Raw genomic sequence first — 16,699 nt, 5'->3', positions numbered from 1 at the left:
CCTCAGCGATCCCCGCGCGCCCGCAGGAGCAGCAGAGCCACGTCGTCGATCCGCTCCTGCGCGCCCGCCTCCTGCCCCATGAGCACGTCGGCCAGCTCGTCCAGCGGCAGGTCCCCGGCCCTGCCGAGCCGCTGCCCGAGGTCGGCGAGCGACTCCTCGATGTCCACACCGGGGGACTCGACCAGCCCGTCGGTGTACAGGACGAGCACCGAGCCGGGCGACAGATCCACCTCGGTCGTCGGATACGTCGCCGAGTCCTGGATCCCCAGCAGCGGTCCGCCCGCGAGGTCGAGCACCCGCACCCGGCCGTCCGGCCGCCGCAGCAGCGGAGGCGGATGCCCGGCACGGGCCATCACCGCCCGCCCCCGCCCCGGATCGAGCCTCAGATACAGACAGCTGGCGAACAGGTCGGCCCCGAGGTCGATGAGCAGCCGGTTGGTGCTGCACATCACCTCCTGCGGTGACTGGCCGACCGCCGTGTACGCGCGGACACCGGTACGGATCTGCCCCATCAGCCCGGCGGCGGTCACGTTGTGCCCCTGCACGTCCCCGATCACCGCCGCCGCCTGCGCCCCGACCGGCACGACGTTGTAGAAGTCGCCGCCGATGTCCATGCCCCGGGTGGACGGCAGATACCGTGCGGCCGTGTCGATCCCGTCCAGCCGGGGCAGTGACGGCGGCAGCAGGGCGGCCTGAAGCCCGTGCGCCAGCTGGTGCTTGGCGTCGTAGAGCAGGGCCCGCTCCAGCGCCAGGGCGATCAGCCCGCCGAGGCTCGTCAGCACCGCACGCTCGTCCGCCGGGAAACTGCGCCGCTCGTCGTAGGCCAGCACCACGGTGCCCACCGGCCGTCCGGAGGCGATCAGCGGAAGGTACGCCCAGGCCGCGAACCCGTCCGGGGTCGCGTGCCGGATCGGGTAGAGCCGCTCCAGCTCCTCGCGGGACTCGAAGAACGCGGGCACCCCGCTGTTGAGGGCGTGCGCACCCGGCGTCGGCTCCGTCAGCGGCATCCCGTCGAACCGCTCCACGATGTGCGGATCGACGTACCCGCTGTGCCCCAGCACGTGCAGCCGGCCCGCCCGGGAACCGAGCACCACCAGCGCCCGGCTGCCCACCGACGGGGCGATCTCCTCGGCGACCAGCCGCACCACGTCCCGCACGCCCACCGCCTGGGTCAGCGCGCCCGCGAGACTCAGCACCTGCGAGATGGTCACCAGACGGGCCGGGGCGCTCTCGTCCCGCGCCGCCGCACGGCGCATCTCCGACACGGCCCGCGCCCTGCTGATCCGGACGCTGAGCCCGGTCGGGCTCGGATACAGACGGAACGACAGCCACTCACCGGGCGGTCGCAGCGCCACGAACGAGGTGACACGCCGGCTGATCAGCGCTGCCCGGTAACGGTCCTCGTACACCGGGTCGTTGAGCCAGGGCACCACGGCCCACAGCTGGGTGCCGAGCATCCGGCTCACCGGGACCCCGATCAGCTCGGCGGCCGCCGTGTTGGCGTAGGCGAACCGCCCGTGCAGGTCCAGGGAGCACAGCCCGTACGGGAGCCGCGACACCATCCGGGCAGCCTCGTCCGGGCCGGACGCGGGAGCCGCGCCGTCGGCGAGCGGCCCCGGGAGCGGTCCGGGTTCGGGCAGGACCCGTCTGCCTTCGGCGGCGGCCCGGGCCAGCTGTCCCGCGAGCCGTTCGCAGGCCGCCGCCAGATGCTCCCGCTCCCGGTCGGTCAGCTCGTGCGCCCCGGAGCCGGGCCAGGTCAGGAACACCGCCCCGTACACGGTGGAGCCGGTGGCCACCGGCAGCGCGGCCAGGGCGAAGGGGTACGGCAGGACGACCGCGACGCGCGGATAGCGGCACGCCATCTCCTGCTCGCCGTCCACCAGGACCAGCCGGCGCTCGCGCACCGCCTCGGCGACCGGGAGCTGCGCGCTGAGCGCCACCCGCTCCCAGGGCGCGGCGAACGTCCGCGGCAGTCCCGCCATGACCGCCATCTCCAGCACCGGCGCCTCGTCGGCGAGCAGGTACACCGCGCCGGCGTGCGCGTCGACGCCGTCCATCATCGTGGCCAGCGCCAGGGACAGCAGGGGAGGACCCGCGGGATCCGCGGGGGCCGCCGGCCCCGGTCCGGGCGTGCGGACGTCGGACACGGCGACCATCTCCTCCCGGCGTCGCGGGACGGGTTCCTGCGCTCAAATCTCCCTCGTGCGGGCGCACGGCGCACGGCGAGCGGCACTCGCACCGGGGCGGTTTCGATCGCGCTCGGGTCATGGGGGCTGCGCGGAGGCCGCGCAAGCGCTGTAATACGGACGTGGTCAGTGAGGGCGGCGCGGGACGCAGAGCGAGAGTGCTGCGTGCCGAGGACGCCCTGAACGCGGTCATGGCCGATCATGACTCCGCCGAGCAGGGACGGCGTGTCCTGGAACTCGCGCTGGTCTTCGCCCGGGCGAGCCTGGCCGCTCTCTACACGCCCGGCGACGACGCCGACCTGCTGTGCCTGGCCGATTCGGCCGGTGTGCCGAGGGCCGTGTACGGGCTGCGCGACGGCTACCCCGTGGCCGGGCGGTCCCCGGTGGCCGAGGCCCGCCGGACCGGGCGGCCGGTGTGGCTCGGCCCCGGGGAGCTGGCCGGCCGCGCGGAGGCCCGGCGCAGCACCTCCCGGGACTTCTTCCTGGCCGCGCTGCCCGTGCGCCGCGGGGCGGACGCGGGCTGCCTGCTCGCCGTGAGCGAGCGGCCCGCCGGGTTCGACACCGAGGACCGCAAATGCCTCGAGCTGATCGCCGACGCGGTGGCGGTCCCCGAGGCGGCCGAACCCGCCGAGGCCGGCGAGCTCCAGCCGGGGGCCTTCAGCCTGGCCATGGACAGCGGACGGGTCGAGGTCGGCGGCGACATCCTGGACCTGTTCGGCCTGACCCGGGACGAGTTCGACGGCAGGGTCGAGACGCTGCTGGGCCTCACCGTCCCCGAGGACCTGCCGTCGCTGATGTCCGTGGTGGAGGCCGACCACATGTCCATCGGCGACCGCGAGCTGGAGTTCCGGGTCCTCCAGCCCAGCGGTCCGCCGGCCTGGCTGCGACTGCGCGGCCGGCTGGTGCCCGGCAAAGAGGGGAGGCCGGCCCGGCTCGTCGGCACCGTGTCGGACGCCGCCAAACTGCGTTCCGAGGTCACCGATGTGGCCCGCATCCAGCGGCTGGCCGCCGCCCTGGCCACCGCGGGCACCGTCCGCGACGTCAGCCAGGCCGTGGTCGCCGCCCTGCGCAGACCGCTGCGGGCCGACCGGATCGCGCTGGCCGAGCTGGAGCACGAGCGGCTGATCGTCACCGTCCTCGACCCGCCCGAGCCGGAGGCCTGGCCCGAGCTGTGGCGACTGGAGTGGCGCACCGAATGGCCGGACGCGCCCGTGCGCGCCATGCCCACGCTCGCCGCCGCCCTGCGGGAGGGCCGCGCGCAGATCTGGCCCGCGGGCACGGCCCTGGAACCCGCGCTCGCGGAGGTCGGCCCCGGCGGGCTGGCCGTCCTGCCGCTGCCCGCCGGCAACCGTATGGCCGGCGCCTGTCTGATCGGCTGGGACACCCCGCACGACTTCGGCGCCGACGAACGCGCGCTGCTCACCGCCGCCGCGGGCCTGGCCGGGCAGGCCCTGATGCGCGCCCAGGCCTTCGACGCCGAGCACGAGCTGGTGGGCATGCTGCAGCGCCAGCTGCTGCCGCGCCGCCTGCCCGAGCTGCCCGGCGCGGTCGCCGTCGCCCGTTACCTGCCCGCCACCGCCGGTCTGGAGGTCGGCGGCGACTGGTACGACGTCATCCCGCTGCCGGACAACCACGTCGCCCTGGTCATCGGCGACGTCCAGGGCCACAGCGCGGCCGCCGCCACTTTGATGGGCCAGATGCGCACGGCGCTGCGGGCCTACGCCCTGGAGGGCCACCCGCCGGACGTGGTCGTCTCGCACGCCAACCGCCTCCTCGCCGGTCTGGAGACCGACCTCTTCGCGACCTGCGTCTATGTCGACGTCGACATGGAGGAGGGCTTCGCGTGGTGCGTGCGCGCCGGGCACGTGCCGCCCGTGCTGCGTCATCCCGACGGCAGCACCGTGATCGCCGAGGCCGAGGGCGGTCCGCCGCTGGGCGTGGCGGCGCAGGCCGACTTCCCGATGAGCCCGCTGCGGCTGCCTCCGGGCACGCTGGTCGCGCTGACCACGGACGGTCTGGTCGAGTCCGCCGACTCGGACATCGACGAGGGCCTGGCCCGGTTCGCCGCCGAGCTGGGCGCCGCCGACCCCACGCACCTGGGCCTGGTCGCGGACGCCCTGCTCGGCAGCGCGCACCGCGGCGACGACGTGGCGCTGCTGCTCATGCGGTACGACGGCATGGCCGTACGGCCGCGGCGTGAGAGCTGGTCCGTGTGGCGGCTCCCGGAGGCCGTCCGGCACGCCCGCCGCTTCACCCGGCGGACGCTGCGTGCCTGGGACGCGACCGAGGCCGCGGACGCCGTCCTGCTGGTCGTCTCCGAACTCGTCACCAACGCGCTGGTGCACACCGACGGCCAGGTCCGCCTCGACCTCACGCTGTTCAACGGCCGGGTGCGGGTCGCCGTGACGGACGGCTCGCCGCGCACCCCCGTCAGACCGACCAGCATCGGCTGGGAGGCCACGGGCGGACGAGGCCTGCTGCTGGTGGACGCGATGTCGGCGTCGTGGGGCACCGTGCCGGTCAGCGGCGGCAAACAGGTCTGGAGCGAGATCGCGCTCGACGGCTGACGCCCCGGCCGGGCCGCGCGGCCGGACGGCGGCCGGGCCGACGGCGCGAGGTTCGCGAAGTGCCGATGCACGTGCGCGCGGAGTCGGGGTACCCGAGGGCGATGAACTCCACCGTGCATGAAGCAGCCGCAGTCAGTTCCGCGTTCGGTGTGATCGCGATCCTGGTGGGAGGCCTGGTCATCGTCGGGGCTCTGATCCTGGCGGTTCAGCTGGGGAGCGGGGCGCGTCGGCGCGAGCCCCGTCGTCCGCTGCCCGGCGAGCAGCCGAGGCCGCCCGCGTCCGGCCCGGTCGGTGAGACCCGGGAGCGGCGCGAACCCCGCGAGGTGGCGCCGGGCGAACGGCTCACCCCGCACGGGCTGCGGCCCACCGGCGGTGTGCGCGGCGACGACCAGCGCCGCCCGCGCTGGAACGGCGGCTGAGAGGGTCCGTCCGGCAGCGGTCCGCGTCTCAGGACGCGGACCGGCGTTTGCCCGTGTCCGCCCCTGGGAAGGGGGGCCATTGTCCGCCAAACTGGCATAAACCACGCAGATGGAAGAAGAGGACGCGTCGTGATCACGCCCACGTCCACCGGTGACAAACCCGTCGTCCGCCGCCCGGAGACCGGCTGGTCCAGGGCCCGCCGCCTGCGCGGCAAGACGACCCCGCGCACCTGCCTGCCGGCCGTCGAGGGGCCCGACTGCCCCCGGGCACCCCACATCGGGCAGGAATGGAACATAGTGCGGGGCGAGGACTGACAGCGCGCTGCGAGGACTGAGGGACCAGGACGGGACGAGAACCGAAAGAGGACCGGAACAGGACCGGGCGAGGGCCGCGCGACGCGTCCGGGGCGCTCGCCGGGCTCCGCTGCGCGTGTGCCTGACGCGGGCACCTCGAGCCCGGGCCGCCACCCGGCCGTAACCCTGCCGCCGGACTCCGGCAACGGCCGGGCAGGACACGTGCGGCTCAGAACCGGGCCATCGCGGCTATGGTGAAGCAGATGAAGGCACTCGTGCTGTCCGGTGGCGCCGGGACACGACTGAGGCCGATCACGCACACCTCGGCCAAACAGCTCGTGCCGGTCGCCAACAAGGCCGTCCTCTTCTACGGCCTGGAATCCATCGCCGCGGCCGGGATCACGGACGTCGGAGTCGTCGTCGGGGACACCGCCGAGGAGATCAGGGAAGCGGTCGGCGACGGTTCGAAGTTCGGCCTGGACATCACGTACATCCCCCAGGAGCGCCCGCTCGGTCTCGCCCACGCGGTGCTGATCGCGCGCGACTACCTGGGGGAGGACGACTTCGTGATGTACCTCGGGGACAACTTCATCGTCGGCGGCATCACCGACCTGGTCGAGGAGTTCCGCCGCACCCGTCCCGCCGCGCAGATCCTGCTGACCCATGTCTCCGACCCCCGCGCCTTCGGCGTCGCCGAACTCGGCCCGTCCGGGCAGGTGATCGGCCTGGAGGAGAAGCCGGAGCGGCCCAAGAGCGACCTGGCACTCGTCGGGGTGTACCTCTTCACACCGGTGATCCACGAGGCGGTGCGGGCCGTCCGGCCCTCCTGGCGGGGCGAGTTGGAGATCACCCACGCCATCCAGCACCTGATCGACGCCGAAGCCGAGGTGCGCTCCACGGTCATCGGCGGCTACTGGAAGGACACCGGGAACGTCGCCGACATGCTGGAGGTGAACCGGACGGTCCTGGAGGGCGTCGAACGCCGCATCGACGGCGAGGTCGACGCCGGTTCGGAGACCGTCGGACGGGTCGTGGTGGAGGAGGGCGCACGCGTCGTCAACTCCCGCGTCGTCGGCCCCGTCGTCATCGGATCCGGCACCGAGGTCCGCGACTCCTACGTCGGACCGTTCACCTCCATCGCCGAGAACTGCCGCATCGTGGACAGCGAAGTGGAGTTCTCCATCCTGCTGCGGGACTCCTCCATCGAGGGAGTCGGCCGCATCGAGCACTCACTGATCGGCCGGCACGTCCGGGTGACGACGGCGCCCAGCGTGCCCAGCGCCCACCGGCTCGTCCTCGGCGACCACAGCAAGGTGCAGATCCATACATGAACCTCCTCGTCACCGGCGCCGCCGGGTTCATCGGTTCCGCGTACGTCCGTGCGCTGCTGCGCCCGGACACCGCCGACCCGCCCCACATCACCGTGCTGGACAAGCTCACCTACGCCGGCTCCCGGGACAACCTGCCGCACGGTCACCCACGACTGGAGTTCGTGCACGGCGACATCTGCGACGCCGCCGTGGTCGACCGGCTGATGGCCCGTGCCGACCAGGTCGTGCACCTCGCGGCGGAGTCCCATGTCGACCGGTCCATCGACGGCGCGGCCGAGTTCGTGCGCACCAACGTGCTCGGCACCCAGACCCTGCTGGACGCGGCCCTGCGGCACGGCGTCGGACCGTTCGTGCACGTCTCCACCGACGAGGTCTACGGCTCCATCGAGACCGGCTCCTGGCCCGAGGAGCACCCGCTGCGGCCCAGTTCCCCCTACTCCGCCTCCAAGGCCTCCTCCGACCTGCTCGCCCTCGCCTACCACCGCACCCACGGCCTCGACGTGCGCGTCACCCGCTGCTCCAACAACTACGGCCCCCGCCAGTTCCCGGAGAAGGTCGTCCCGCTGTTCGTCACCAACCTCCTCGACGGCCTGACCGTCCCGCTGTACGGCGAGGGCCGCAACGTGCGCGACTGGCTGCACGTCGAGGACCACTGCCACGGCATCGAGCTGGTGCGCACCGGCGGCCGGCCCGGTGAGGTCTACAACATCGGCGGCGGCACCGAACTCAGCAACAAGGAGCTCACCGCGCTGCTGCTCCAGGCGTGCGGGGCGACCTGGGAACGGGTCGAGCACGTCGAGGACCGCAAGGGCCACGACCTGCGCTACTCCGTCGACTGGTCCAAGGCCCGCACCGAACTCGGCTACCGCCCGCGCCACGACTTCACCACCGGACTGGACGCGACGGTCGCCTGGTACCGGGACAACCGCGCCTGGTGGGAACCGCTCAAGCGGCGCGGCGAGGGCGGGCCCGTATGAGGTGGCTGGTGACCGGCGCGGGCGGAATGCTCGGCCACGACGTCGTCGACACCCTCCGCCGGCGCGGCGCCGACGTGGTGGCACTGGACCGGGCCCGGCTGGACGTCACCCGGGCCGACGAGGTCACGGCGGCGTTCGCCGAGCACCGCCCCGGCCTCGTCGTCAACTGCGCCGCGTACACCGCCGTCGACGACGCCGAGACCGACGAGGAACGGGCGCGCACGGTCAACGCCGAGGGGCCGCGGCTGCTCGCCCGCGCGTGTGCCGCCCACGCCGCGCGCCTGGTGCACGTCTCCACCGACTACGTCTTCTCCGGCCACGCCCGCACCACGCCCTACCCGGAGGACCTGCCACCCGCGCCGCGCACCGCCTACGGCCGCACCAAGCTCGCCGGTGAGCGGGCCGTTCTCGCCGGGCTCCCGGAGGCGAGCGCGATCGTCCGCACCGCCTGGTTGTACGGGGTGCACGGCCGCAACTTCGTAGGGACCATGCTCGATCTGGAGGCCCGCCGCGACACTGTCGACGTCGTCGACGACCAGCGCGGACAGCCCACCTGGAGCGGGGACGTCGCCGGCCGGATCGCCGACCTCGGCCCCCGGATCGGCCCCGGCCTGCACGGCGTCTTCCACGCCACCAACTCCGGCGAGGCCACCTGGTGCGACCTGGCCCGCGAGGTGTTCGGCGCGGTCGGCGCCGACCGGGCCCGGGTACGGCCCACCACCAGCGCGGCGTTCACCCGCCCCGCGCCCCGGCCCGCCTACAGCGCGCTCGGACACGGCCGCTGGCGGGAGGCCGGTCTGCCGCCGCCGCGCGACTGGCGCGCCGCCCTGCACGAGGCACTGCCCCTGATCATCCGCAAGCAGTCCGAAAAGGAGCCCCGTCGTGAAACGCCATGAGTTCCTCAGGGAACTGCACAAGGTCACCGCGAACCGCAACTACCTGGAGATCGGCGTCAACGACGGCCGCAGCCTGCGACTGTCCCGGGTTCCCAGCATCGCGGTCGACCCCGCGTTCAAGGTCGTCACCGAGATCCGCTGCGACGTCCACCTGGTCCGGGCCACCAGCGACGACTTCTTCGCCCGCGACAACCCCCTCGCCCACCTCAAGGGCGGCCGGCACCCGCTGCGCAACCTCGCCCGCGGCCGCAGCCCGATCGGCCACTGGCGCCGCACCACCCTCGACCTGTCCTTCATCGACGGCATGCACCTGTTCGAGTACGCGCTGCGCGACTTCATCAACATCGAGCGGCACTCCGACTGGGCCGGCGTGATCGTCTTCGACGACATGCTGCCGCGCAGCGTCGACGAGGCCGCCCGGGACCGCCACACCACCGCCTGGACCGGCGACGTCTACAAGCTGTCGGAGATCCTCGCCCGGTACCGCCCCGACCTGCTGACGATCCTCGTCGACACCCGGCCGACCGGGCAGCTCGTCGTCCTCGGCGCCGACCCCACGAGCACGGTGCTGCGCGACAAGTACGAGGAGATCGTCGCGGAGTACGACGTGCCCGACCCGCAGAAGGTGCCCGAGACGATCCTGGAGCGGGCGAACGCCGTCCGCCCCGAGGACCTGCTCGGCGCCGGCTTCTGGCGGCCGCTCGCCCGCGCCCGCAACCTCGGTGTGCCGCGCGGCCGCGGCTGGCCCGCGCTGCGGCGCGCGGCGGAGGAGGTCACCGTGGGCCGCTGAGCCCGCGCAGCCGCTCCCGGTGCGCCACACACTCCTCGTACGAGGGCAGCAGCCCCGCCCGGCGCACCTCCGCCAGCGACGGGGCCTGCGCGTCCTTCGGCGACAGCACCGGCGGCACGTCCGCCGGCCAGTCGATGCCCAGCTCAGGGTCGAGCGGATGCACCGCGTGCTCGCGCTCCGGTGCGTACGGTGTCGAGCACAGGTACACCACCGTGGCGTCGTCGGTCAGCGCCATGAACGCGTGCCCGAGCCCTTCGGCGAGGAACAGCGCGTGATGCGCGCCGTCGTCGAGCCGTACCGCCTCCCACTTGCCGAACGCGGGGGAGCCGACCCGCAGGTCGACCACCACGTCGAGGACGGCACCGCGCACGCAGGTGATGTACTTCGCCTGCCCCGGCGGCACTTGGGCGAAGTGCACCCCGCGCAGCACGCCCCGCCGTGATACGGAGCAGTTGGCCTGCGCGAGGTCGAGGTCTTGGCCGGTCGCCTCGCGGAACTCCGCGCCGCGGTACCACTCGTGGAAACTGCCCCGGTCGTCCGGGAAGACCTTGGGCTCCAGCACCCAGGCGCCGTCGATGTCCAGTGGGCGCACCCCGTCACCTCCTCGCCGTCCGCACCCGGTCCGCCGCCCGTCTCAGTGCCGCCCGCAGCACGCGCCGCGCCCTGCGGGCCAGCCGTCCCGGAAGCCCCGGGCGCGCGGTGCGCACCAGCCGGACGCCGCCCGCCCTGCCTCGCAGGGTGAGCGGCAGCGGCAGGAAACGGGGCTCGCCGGGGGTGTGGGGGGCCGGGCCCAGAGCGGTCCGCCAGGTCGCGCCGGCCAGTTCGGCGACCGGCAGCGCGGCCTCCAGGCGCCCGCCCGGGGCGAGCGTGGCCGGCACGTCCAGCCTGTTCGCCGGGCCGGTCAGCCGCAGGCGCACCTCGGTGGTGTCCGGGACGTACAGCGGCAGTGCCGCACGCAGCGCGCCGCCGGAGACACCGGCCTCGCGCCGCCCCGACCGGCCGAGGCCCAGCCGGTCGCGGGCCCGGTCGACGTCCAGGGAGAGGTTGGCGTGCGGTTCGGTCCAGTAGGGCAGGACCACCCGGCCGGCCACGACGCCGGCGTGCGGCAGGGCCGCCGCGCTGCCGCGGCCCAGGCGGCACTCCTTGGTCCAGCCGCCCAGCCTGACCCGCACGAACGCGTCCCAGAGCCCGCCGTCCAGCCGCATGCCGCCGGCCGCCGTGCGGGGGTCCGCGGTCGCCGTCGCGCGCAGCACCAGTCGGACCCGGTCGCCGTCACCGGCCGGGACGGTCTCGTGGGTCGTCCGCACCGGCTGGAAGTACGAGGCCGAACTGGCCCGGTCGCGCAGCACCAGGTCCAGGGCGGCCGTCCCGAAGCGCGCCACGCTGTCGGCGTCCAGCCATGCCACCGCCTCGGCCGCATCGCGCGGCGGCGCGTCGAAGGAGGGCCGGGCGCCTCCCTTCGCGAAGGTCATCGGCTCGCCGCGCAGCGTGAACTCGGCGCTGAGCCCGACGTGCAGCGCGCCGTCCCGCCACTCCACCCGCTCGGTACGGGCGACGAGCCCGACCGACGCCTCCCATTCGGCGAGGGCCATCACGTCGTCGAGGCGGCCCGCGGCGGCCAGCACGGCCACGACGCGCTGCGCCGCCGGGAGTCCGGCCGCGACACCCGGGCCGAAGCGTTCCACCACCACCTGGTGGATCTGCTCGAACAGGTCGCGGCGGAAGTCCTCCGGCAGTGACAGCAGCCGCCGCCCGCGCAGCCGCTCCACCATCTCGACCCGCAGCCACCGCCGGAACAGCCGGTCGCGCAGCGGACCCGGCTCGGTGTACCGCTCGACGACGTCCAGTGCCTCCCGCAGGTTCTTGAAGTACCCGACCGGGTCGAAGCGCTGGAAGCCGGCGTTGGAGGAGTCGTCGCGGCGGACGTGGTAGTAGCAGACGTAGTCGGCGAGCACGGAGACGTTGTCCGCGCGCAGATACGCCTCGGTGACGAAGACGTGGTCCTCCAGCCGCCGCCGGCCCTCGGGGAACCGCAGTCCGGTGCGGTCCAGGAACGCGCGGCGGACCATCTTGTGCGGGGTGAGGCTGTCGATGAGCGGGGCGTCGTCGACGCCGGCGCGCGGGCGGTCGACCCGGAACAGCTCCACCGGGACCCCGCGTCCGCGGCCCGCCATCTTGCCGACCACGACGTCGGCGCCGTTGGCCACCCCGTAGTCGTACATCCGCTCCAGGGCCTCGTCGCCCAGGTAGTCGTCGTTGTCCACGAACATCACGTACTCGCCGCGGGCGGCGGCGATTCCGACGTTGCGGGGCTTGCCCGACCAGCCGGAGTTCGCCTGGTGGACGACGTGCACCCGGGAGTGTTCGGCGGCGAGCGCGTCCAGCAGGGCGGGCGTGCCGTCGGTCGACCCGTCGTCCACGAAGATCACTTCGTACTCGTCGGGCGGCAGCGACTGCCGCAGCAGCGACGCCACGCAGTCCTCGATGTAACGCCCCGGGTTGTAGACGGGGACGACGACGCTGACCTTGACCGGCATGGGCTCCGGGCCCCCTCGGGGTCGCTTGCCGTTTACGGAAGGGTTTGGTGCGCGTTGCCAGATGCTAACCCGCGCGGGGCCGCCGGCGCCCCCGCGCGTGAGCGCCGCTCTACGCTGAGTGCGTGCGCCTGCTCCTGATGTTCGACACCCATCTGCCGAAGCGCGCCAAGGCGCTGCCGGAGCAGCTGCTCGCGGAACTCCCGCACGCCGACGTGGTGTTCCACGCCGGGGACTGGGTCGACACCGCCACCCTCGACCTGCTGGAGAGCCGCTGCCGACGGCTCGTCGCCGTGTACGGCAACAACGACGGCGCCGAGCTGCGCGCCCGGCTGCCCGAGGTGGCGTACGCCGTACTCGACGGCCTGCGCTTCGCCGTCGTCCACGAGACCGGCCCCGCCCAGGGCCGGGAGGCGCGCTGCGCCGCCCGCTTCCCCGACGCTGACGTCCTTGTCTTCGGGCACTCCCACATCCCGTGGGACACCACGGCCCCCACCGGTCTGCGGCTGCTCAACCCGGGCTCCCCGACCGACCGCCGCCGTCAGCCGGACTGTACGTACCTCACCGCGGTCGTCGCCGACGGCGCCCTGGCCGACGTGACGCTGCACCGGCTGCCGCCGCGCTGAGGCGGGCGCGCCGCGGGCGGCGCCGGGCGCCCGCGGCGGTTCACGACGGCGGGTGGATCGCCCCCGCCGTCGCCGTCAGCGGAGCCCCGCTGCCGCCCCAGCGCAGCGCGACGATCTCGGCCGCGACGGACACGGCCACCTCCTCCGGCGTACGGGCCCCGAGGTCGAGACCGACCGGCGAGCGCAGCCGCGCCGTCTCCGCGTCGCCGACCCCCGCCTCGGCCAGGCGTTTGGCCCGCTCGTCGTGTGTGCGGCGGCTGCCCATCGCCCCGATGTAGGCGGCGGGCCGGCGCAGCGCCACCTCCAGGAGCGGCACGTCGAACTTCGGGTCGTGCGTGAGCACGCAGACCACCGTGCGCTCGTCGGTGTCGGTGCCGCGCAGATAGCGGTGCGGCCAGTCCACGACCACCTCCACGCCCGGCGGGAAGCGCTTGGCGGTGGCGAACACCGGACGCGCGTCGCACACGGTGACCCGGTAGCCGAGGAAGTCACCGATACGGGCGACCGCCGCCGCGTAGTCGATCGCGCCGAACACCAGCATCCGCGGCGGTGGCGCGAACGAGTGCAGGAACACCGCGACGTCGTCCTCGCGCCGCTCCCCGTGCGCCCCGTAGTGGCGCACACCCGTGGCGCCCAGAGCGAGTTCACCGCGCGCGTCGGCCGTCACTGCCACGTCCAGACCGGGCGTGCCCAGGGTGCCGGAGACCCGGTCGGGCCAGACGGCGAGGGCCGCCCCGCGCGGCGCCGGCCCGTCGATCACCGTGGCCACGGTCACCGGCCGGCCCGCCGCGACCGACTCCGCCACCTCGCCGAACGAGGGATCCCGTTCGGGCGTGACCGGCCGCACCAGCAGGGTGATCTCACCGCCGCAGGTCAGACCGACCGCGAACGCGTCGTCGTCGCTGTACCCGAATGTCTCCAGCCGAGCCTCACCGGTCGCGACCACCTCCCGGGCGAGCTCGAACACCGCGCCCTCGACACAGCCCCCGGACACGCTCCCGACGACCTCGTCGTCCGGCCCCACGGCCATGGCGGCGCCCGGGTCCCGGGGCGTGCTGCGGCTCACCGCCACCACCGTGGCCAGCCCGAACGGTGTCCGTCGGGTGTACCAGCCGTTCAGTGCCGGAAGGATGTCACGCACGTTCGGCTCCTCTCACCGTGGCCGCGCACCCCCGTCGTCCGGCGCTGCCGCGTCCCTTGACGAAAGCGTCCACGCTCCGCGGCGACACCGCCATTCCAGCGGTCCGCGCGCCCGCCGCCGGCCGGCGCGGTGCTAATTCCGTTGCCCGCGGCAGCCGGCTCTGCTGCACTGCACGGACCCGTTCACCGCACCGTGAGGAGCAGCAGATGCGCGCAGCGTTCATGTCCAGCCGCGAAGGAACGACCCCCACCACAAAGGACATGACGCTCAGTGCCCCTGCTCAACCTGGGAATTCTCGCGCACGTCGACGCAGGTAAGACCAGCCTGACCGAACGGCTGCTGCACTCGGCCGGAGTGATCGACGAGATCGGCAGCGTCGACGCCGGCAGTACGCAGACCGACACCCTCGCGCTGGAACGCCGGCGCGGCATCACCATCAGGTCGGCCGTCGTCTCGTTCCCGCTCGACGACGTGACCGTCAACCTCATCGACACACCCGGCCACCCCGACTTCATCGCGGAGGTGGAGCGGGTGCTCGGCGTCCTGGACGGCGCCGTGCTGGTGGTCTCGGCCGTCGAGGGCGTACAGGCGCAGACCCGCGTCCTGATGCGGACCCTGCGCCGTCTGCGGATCCCCGCGCTGATCTTCGTCAACAAGATCGACCGGCGCGGCGCGCGGTACGAGGAGGTGCTGCGGGAGCTGACGGACCGGCTCTCGGCGGCGGTCGTGCCCATGGGCTCGGCCACCGGCCTCGGAACCCGCGCGGCCCGCTTCGCACCGCACATCGGGCCCGCCGCGCTCGACGTCCTCGCGGACCACGACGACGATCTGCTGGCCGCCTACGTGGACGGCACGGTCGGCCCGGACCGTCTGCGTGCCTCCCTGTCGGCCCGCACCCGGCAGGCGGCCGTCCATCCGGTGTACGCGGGATCCGCCGTCACCGGCGCGGGTGTCGCCGCGCTGGCCGAGGGCATCAGGGACCTGCTCCCGGCCGCCGCCGGCGACCCCCGGGGGCCCGTCTCGGGCACCGTCTTCAAGGTCGAGCGGGGACCGGCGGGGGAGAAGATCGCCTACGCCCGGATGTTCTCCGGCACGCTGCGCGTCCGGGACAAGGTGGCGTGCGGCGGGCCGGGCGGCGAGGGCAGGATCACCGCGCTCACCGTCTTCGACCGCGGCGGCGACGTCCGGCGCGACGAGGTGCCCGCCGGCCGGATCGCCCGGCTGTGGGGCCTGACCGACATCAGGATCGGCGACAGCGTCGGCCTGCCGCGCGCGCCGCACGGGCGGCTGTTCGCCCCGCCCACCCTGGAGACGGTGGTGGTGCCCGGCCCGGAGGTGGACCGCGGTGCCCTGCACGTCGCGCTCACCCGGCTGGCCGAGCAGGACCCGCTGATCGCCCTGCGGCACGACCGGGTGCGCCGGGAGATCTCGGTCTCCCTCTACGGGGAGGTGCAGAAGGAGGTGGTGCAGGCGACGCTGGCCGACGAGTACGGCCTGGACGTCGGCTTCCGGGAGACGACGCCCCTGTGCGTCGAGCGGGCGGTCGGGTCGGGCGCGGCCGTCGAGTTCAACAAGCAGGGTGCCAACCCCTTCCTCGCGACGGTGGGGCTCCGCGTCGATCCGGCACCGGCCGGCGCGGGCACGGAGTTCCGGCTGGAGGTGGAGCTGGGATCGATGCCGTACGCGTTCTTCAAGGCGGTGGAGGACACCGTCCGGGAGACGCTCGGGCAGGGCCTGCACGGCTGGCGGGTTGCCGACTGCACGGTCACCATGACGCACTCCGGCTATTCGCCCCGGCAGAGCCACGCTCACCAGGGCTTCGACAAGAGCATGTCGAGCACCGGCGCGGACTTCCGCGGCCTGACGCCGCTGGTGCTGATCGAGGCGCTGCGGCGGGCGGGCACCTCGGTGCACGAGCCGATGCACCGCTTCCGCATCGAGGCCCCCGCGGACACCCTGGGCGCGCTTCTGCCGGTGCTGGCCGCGGCGCGGGCCGTGCCGCGCACGACGGAGTCGCACGGCGCCGGCTGCGTCCTGGAGGGCACGGTGCCCGCGGTCCACGTCCACGCGCTGGAGCAGCAGCTGCCGGGGCTCACCCGCGGCGAGGGCGAGCTGGAGAGCGCCTTCGACCACTACGCCCAGGTCGTGCGACGCACGGTCCCCGAGCGTCCCCGCACCGACCACAATCCGCTCGACCGGAAGGAGTACCTGCTCAACGTGACCCGGCGGGTGGGAGGTTGACCCTCCGGTGGCCCGCCGCACGCGGACCGCGCCCGGCGGACGGATCCGAGGGGGAGGGCGGTCGATCGGCCGAGGGGTGACTCGGGGAGTGTGGGCTGCGCGGCTGGTCGATCCACCGAAAGGACTTCAGGGCGTGGGCCCGCGGCCCGTCGGCCGGCCGACGGGCCGGTTCCGTCGCGGGCACCCCGCGCCGAGCGCACCCGTCGAGGGTGCCCTCACCGGGGCCAGCGTGCCGCTCGCGACGGTCCGAAGGCCGTCACCGCTTGTCGTCCCAGGCCTGGATCATGGTCTGCTCGACGATCCGGCCGTCGCGCAGCGTGATCATCGATTCGGCGAGTACGCGGACGCCGTCCGCGTACTCGCAGGACTCGCTGAAGGCCGCGTGGTCGCCCTGGATGACGCAGTTCTCCAGCCGGTGTGTCATGTCGCGGCTGTACACGTCGTCGAGCAGCGCGCTGATCTCGTCGCGGCCGTGCAGCAGCCGCGGACGGCTGGGCTGGGCGTCGCGGTCCACCACACGCAGTTCGGCGTCGTCGGCGTAGAGCGACAGCAGCGTGTTCGGATTCCCCTCGACGGCGCGGCGCAACGTCTCGGCGTCGAAGACGGGGCTTGCCCCGGTTCCCATCGTGACCTCCTCGCAGGGCCGCGACCCGGCGGGAGCGGGCCGCGGGGGCCTCTCCTTCGAGCCTCCTCCGCC

At 74.0% G+C, this 16,699-nt stretch carries 14 protein-coding genes; 9 read left to right on the top strand and 5 right to left on the bottom strand.

Translation table 11 applies throughout. From position 1 onward, the window contains the following. Positions 1-2 precede the first annotated feature (2 nt). Positions 3-2,156, bottom strand: a complete 2,154-nt coding sequence (locus DN051_RS05960; RefSeq protein WP_112438162.1) for a SpoIIE family protein phosphatase — start codon at positions 2,154-2,156, stop codon at positions 3-5. A gap of 110 nt (positions 2,157-2,266) precedes the next feature. Between DN051_RS05960 and DN051_RS05955 the strand changes: the two genes are divergently transcribed. The 7 genes from DN051_RS05955 to DN051_RS05925 all read left to right on the top strand — a co-directional run bounded on the left by DN051_RS05955 (position 2,267) and on the right by DN051_RS05925 (position 9,460). Then, positions 2,267-4,753, top strand: a complete 2,487-nt coding sequence (locus DN051_RS05955) for a SpoIIE family protein phosphatase (protein WP_112438161.1) — start codon at positions 2,267-2,269, stop codon at positions 4,751-4,753. A gap of 101 nt (positions 4,754-4,854) precedes the next feature. Beyond that, on the top strand, positions 4,855-5,172 hold the full coding sequence (locus tag DN051_RS05950) for a DUF6479 family protein (protein ID WP_199314895.1): 318 nt from the start codon (positions 4,855-4,857) through the stop codon (positions 5,170-5,172). Between the two features lie 132 nt (positions 5,173-5,304). Beyond that, positions 5,305-5,487 carry a hypothetical protein gene (locus DN051_RS05945; RefSeq protein ID WP_053757142.1) on the top strand — a complete coding sequence of 61 codons (183 nt, stop codon included), beginning with the start codon at positions 5,305-5,307 and terminating at the stop codon, positions 5,485-5,487. Between the two features lie 242 nt (positions 5,488-5,729). Beyond that, positions 5,730-6,797, top strand: a complete 1,068-nt coding sequence (locus tag DN051_RS05940) for a glucose-1-phosphate thymidylyltransferase (RefSeq protein WP_053757141.1) — start codon at positions 5,730-5,732, stop codon at positions 6,795-6,797. Next, complete coding sequence (gene rfbB / locus DN051_RS05935) at positions 6,794-7,774, top strand: dTDP-glucose 4,6-dehydratase (protein WP_053757064.1); 981 nt, start codon at positions 6,794-6,796, stop codon at positions 7,772-7,774. The genes DN051_RS05940 and rfbB overlap by 4 nt, the downstream gene beginning before the upstream one ends. Continuing rightward, complete coding sequence (rfbD, locus tag DN051_RS05930; RefSeq protein WP_053757063.1) at positions 7,771-8,670, top strand: dTDP-4-dehydrorhamnose reductase; 900 nt, start codon at positions 7,771-7,773, stop codon at positions 8,668-8,670. Before rfbB ends, rfbD begins: the two co-directional genes overlap by 4 nt. Further along, a complete protein-coding gene (locus DN051_RS05925) occupies positions 8,657-9,460 on the top strand; it encodes a class I SAM-dependent methyltransferase (protein WP_053757062.1) in 804 nt (267 codons plus the stop codon). Before rfbD ends, DN051_RS05925 begins: the two co-directional genes overlap by 14 nt. Here the strand turns inward: DN051_RS05925 and rfbC are convergent. Then, a complete protein-coding gene (rfbC, locus tag DN051_RS05920; RefSeq protein ID WP_112438160.1) occupies positions 9,444-10,052 on the bottom strand; it encodes a dTDP-4-dehydrorhamnose 3,5-epimerase in 609 nt (202 codons plus the stop codon). The two genes, DN051_RS05925 and rfbC, sit on opposite strands and share 17 nt — an antisense overlap. Before the next feature lie 4 nt (positions 10,053-10,056). Further along, positions 10,057-11,997 carry a glycosyltransferase family 2 protein gene (locus tag DN051_RS05915; RefSeq protein WP_112438159.1) on the bottom strand — a complete coding sequence of 647 codons (1,941 nt, stop codon included), beginning with the start codon at positions 11,995-11,997 and terminating at the stop codon, positions 10,057-10,059. Positions 11,998-12,119: 122 nt separating this feature from the next. Between DN051_RS05915 and DN051_RS05910 the strand changes: the two genes are divergently transcribed. Then, complete coding sequence (locus tag DN051_RS05910) at positions 12,120-12,620, top strand: metallophosphoesterase family protein (protein WP_112438158.1); 501 nt, start codon at positions 12,120-12,122, stop codon at positions 12,618-12,620. A gap of 40 nt (positions 12,621-12,660) precedes the next feature. Here the strand turns inward: DN051_RS05910 and DN051_RS05905 are convergent, their stop codons facing one another. Continuing rightward, positions 12,661-13,761, bottom strand: a complete 1,101-nt coding sequence (locus DN051_RS05905) for an XdhC family protein (RefSeq protein WP_053757058.1) — start codon at positions 13,759-13,761, stop codon at positions 12,661-12,663. Between the two features lie 270 nt (positions 13,762-14,031). Between DN051_RS05905 and DN051_RS05900 the strand changes: the two genes are divergently transcribed. Next, the gene (locus DN051_RS05900) at positions 14,032-16,002 is read left to right on the top strand and encodes an elongation factor G (protein WP_112438157.1); all 1,971 of its coding nucleotides are present in this window, start codon (positions 14,032-14,034) and stop codon (positions 16,000-16,002) included. A gap of 256 nt (positions 16,003-16,258) precedes the next feature. Here the strand turns inward: DN051_RS05900 and DN051_RS05895 are convergent, their stop codons facing one another. After that, positions 16,259-16,627 (bottom strand): nuclear transport factor 2 family protein, encoded by a 369-nt coding sequence (locus DN051_RS05895; protein WP_053757056.1) that lies wholly within the window; start codon positions 16,625-16,627, stop codon positions 16,259-16,261. Between the last annotated feature and the right edge of the window lie 72 nt (positions 16,628-16,699).

Origin of the sequence: Streptomyces cadmiisoli (assembly GCF_003261055.1) — a bacterium.
Lineage (GTDB): Bacteria > Actinomycetota > Actinomycetes > Streptomycetales > Streptomycetaceae > Streptomyces > Streptomyces cadmiisoli.
Note: the sequence above shows the minus strand (reverse complement) of the source record. Positions and strands in the feature narration are given on the sequence as shown.

Bases quoted from the DNA above. Each gene is read 5' to 3' on its own strand.
- DN051_RS05960 (WP_112438162.1), bottom strand. From the start codon at position 2,156: ATGGTCGCCGTGTCCGACGTCCGCACGCCCGGACCGGGGCCGGCGGCC.
- DN051_RS05955 (WP_112438161.1), top strand. From the start codon at position 2,267: ATGGGGGCTGCGCGGAGGCCGCGCAAGCGCTGTAATACGGACGTGGTC.
- DN051_RS05950 (WP_199314895.1), top strand. From the start codon at position 4,855: ATGAACTCCACCGTGCATGAAGCAGCCGCAGTCAGTTCCGCGTTCGGT.
- DN051_RS05940 (WP_053757141.1), top strand. From the start codon at position 5,730: ATGAAGGCACTCGTGCTGTCCGGTGGCGCCGGGACACGACTGAGGCCG.
- rfbB (WP_053757064.1), top strand. From the start codon at position 6,794: ATGAACCTCCTCGTCACCGGCGCCGCCGGGTTCATCGGTTCCGCGTAC.
- rfbD (WP_053757063.1), top strand. From the start codon at position 7,771: ATGAGGTGGCTGGTGACCGGCGCGGGCGGAATGCTCGGCCACGACGTC.
- DN051_RS05915 (WP_112438159.1), bottom strand. From the start codon at position 11,997: ATGCCGGTCAAGGTCAGCGTCGTCGTCCCCGTCTACAACCCGGGGCGT.
- DN051_RS05895 (WP_053757056.1), bottom strand. From the start codon at position 16,627: ATGGGAACCGGGGCAAGCCCCGTCTTCGACGCCGAGACGTTGCGCCGC.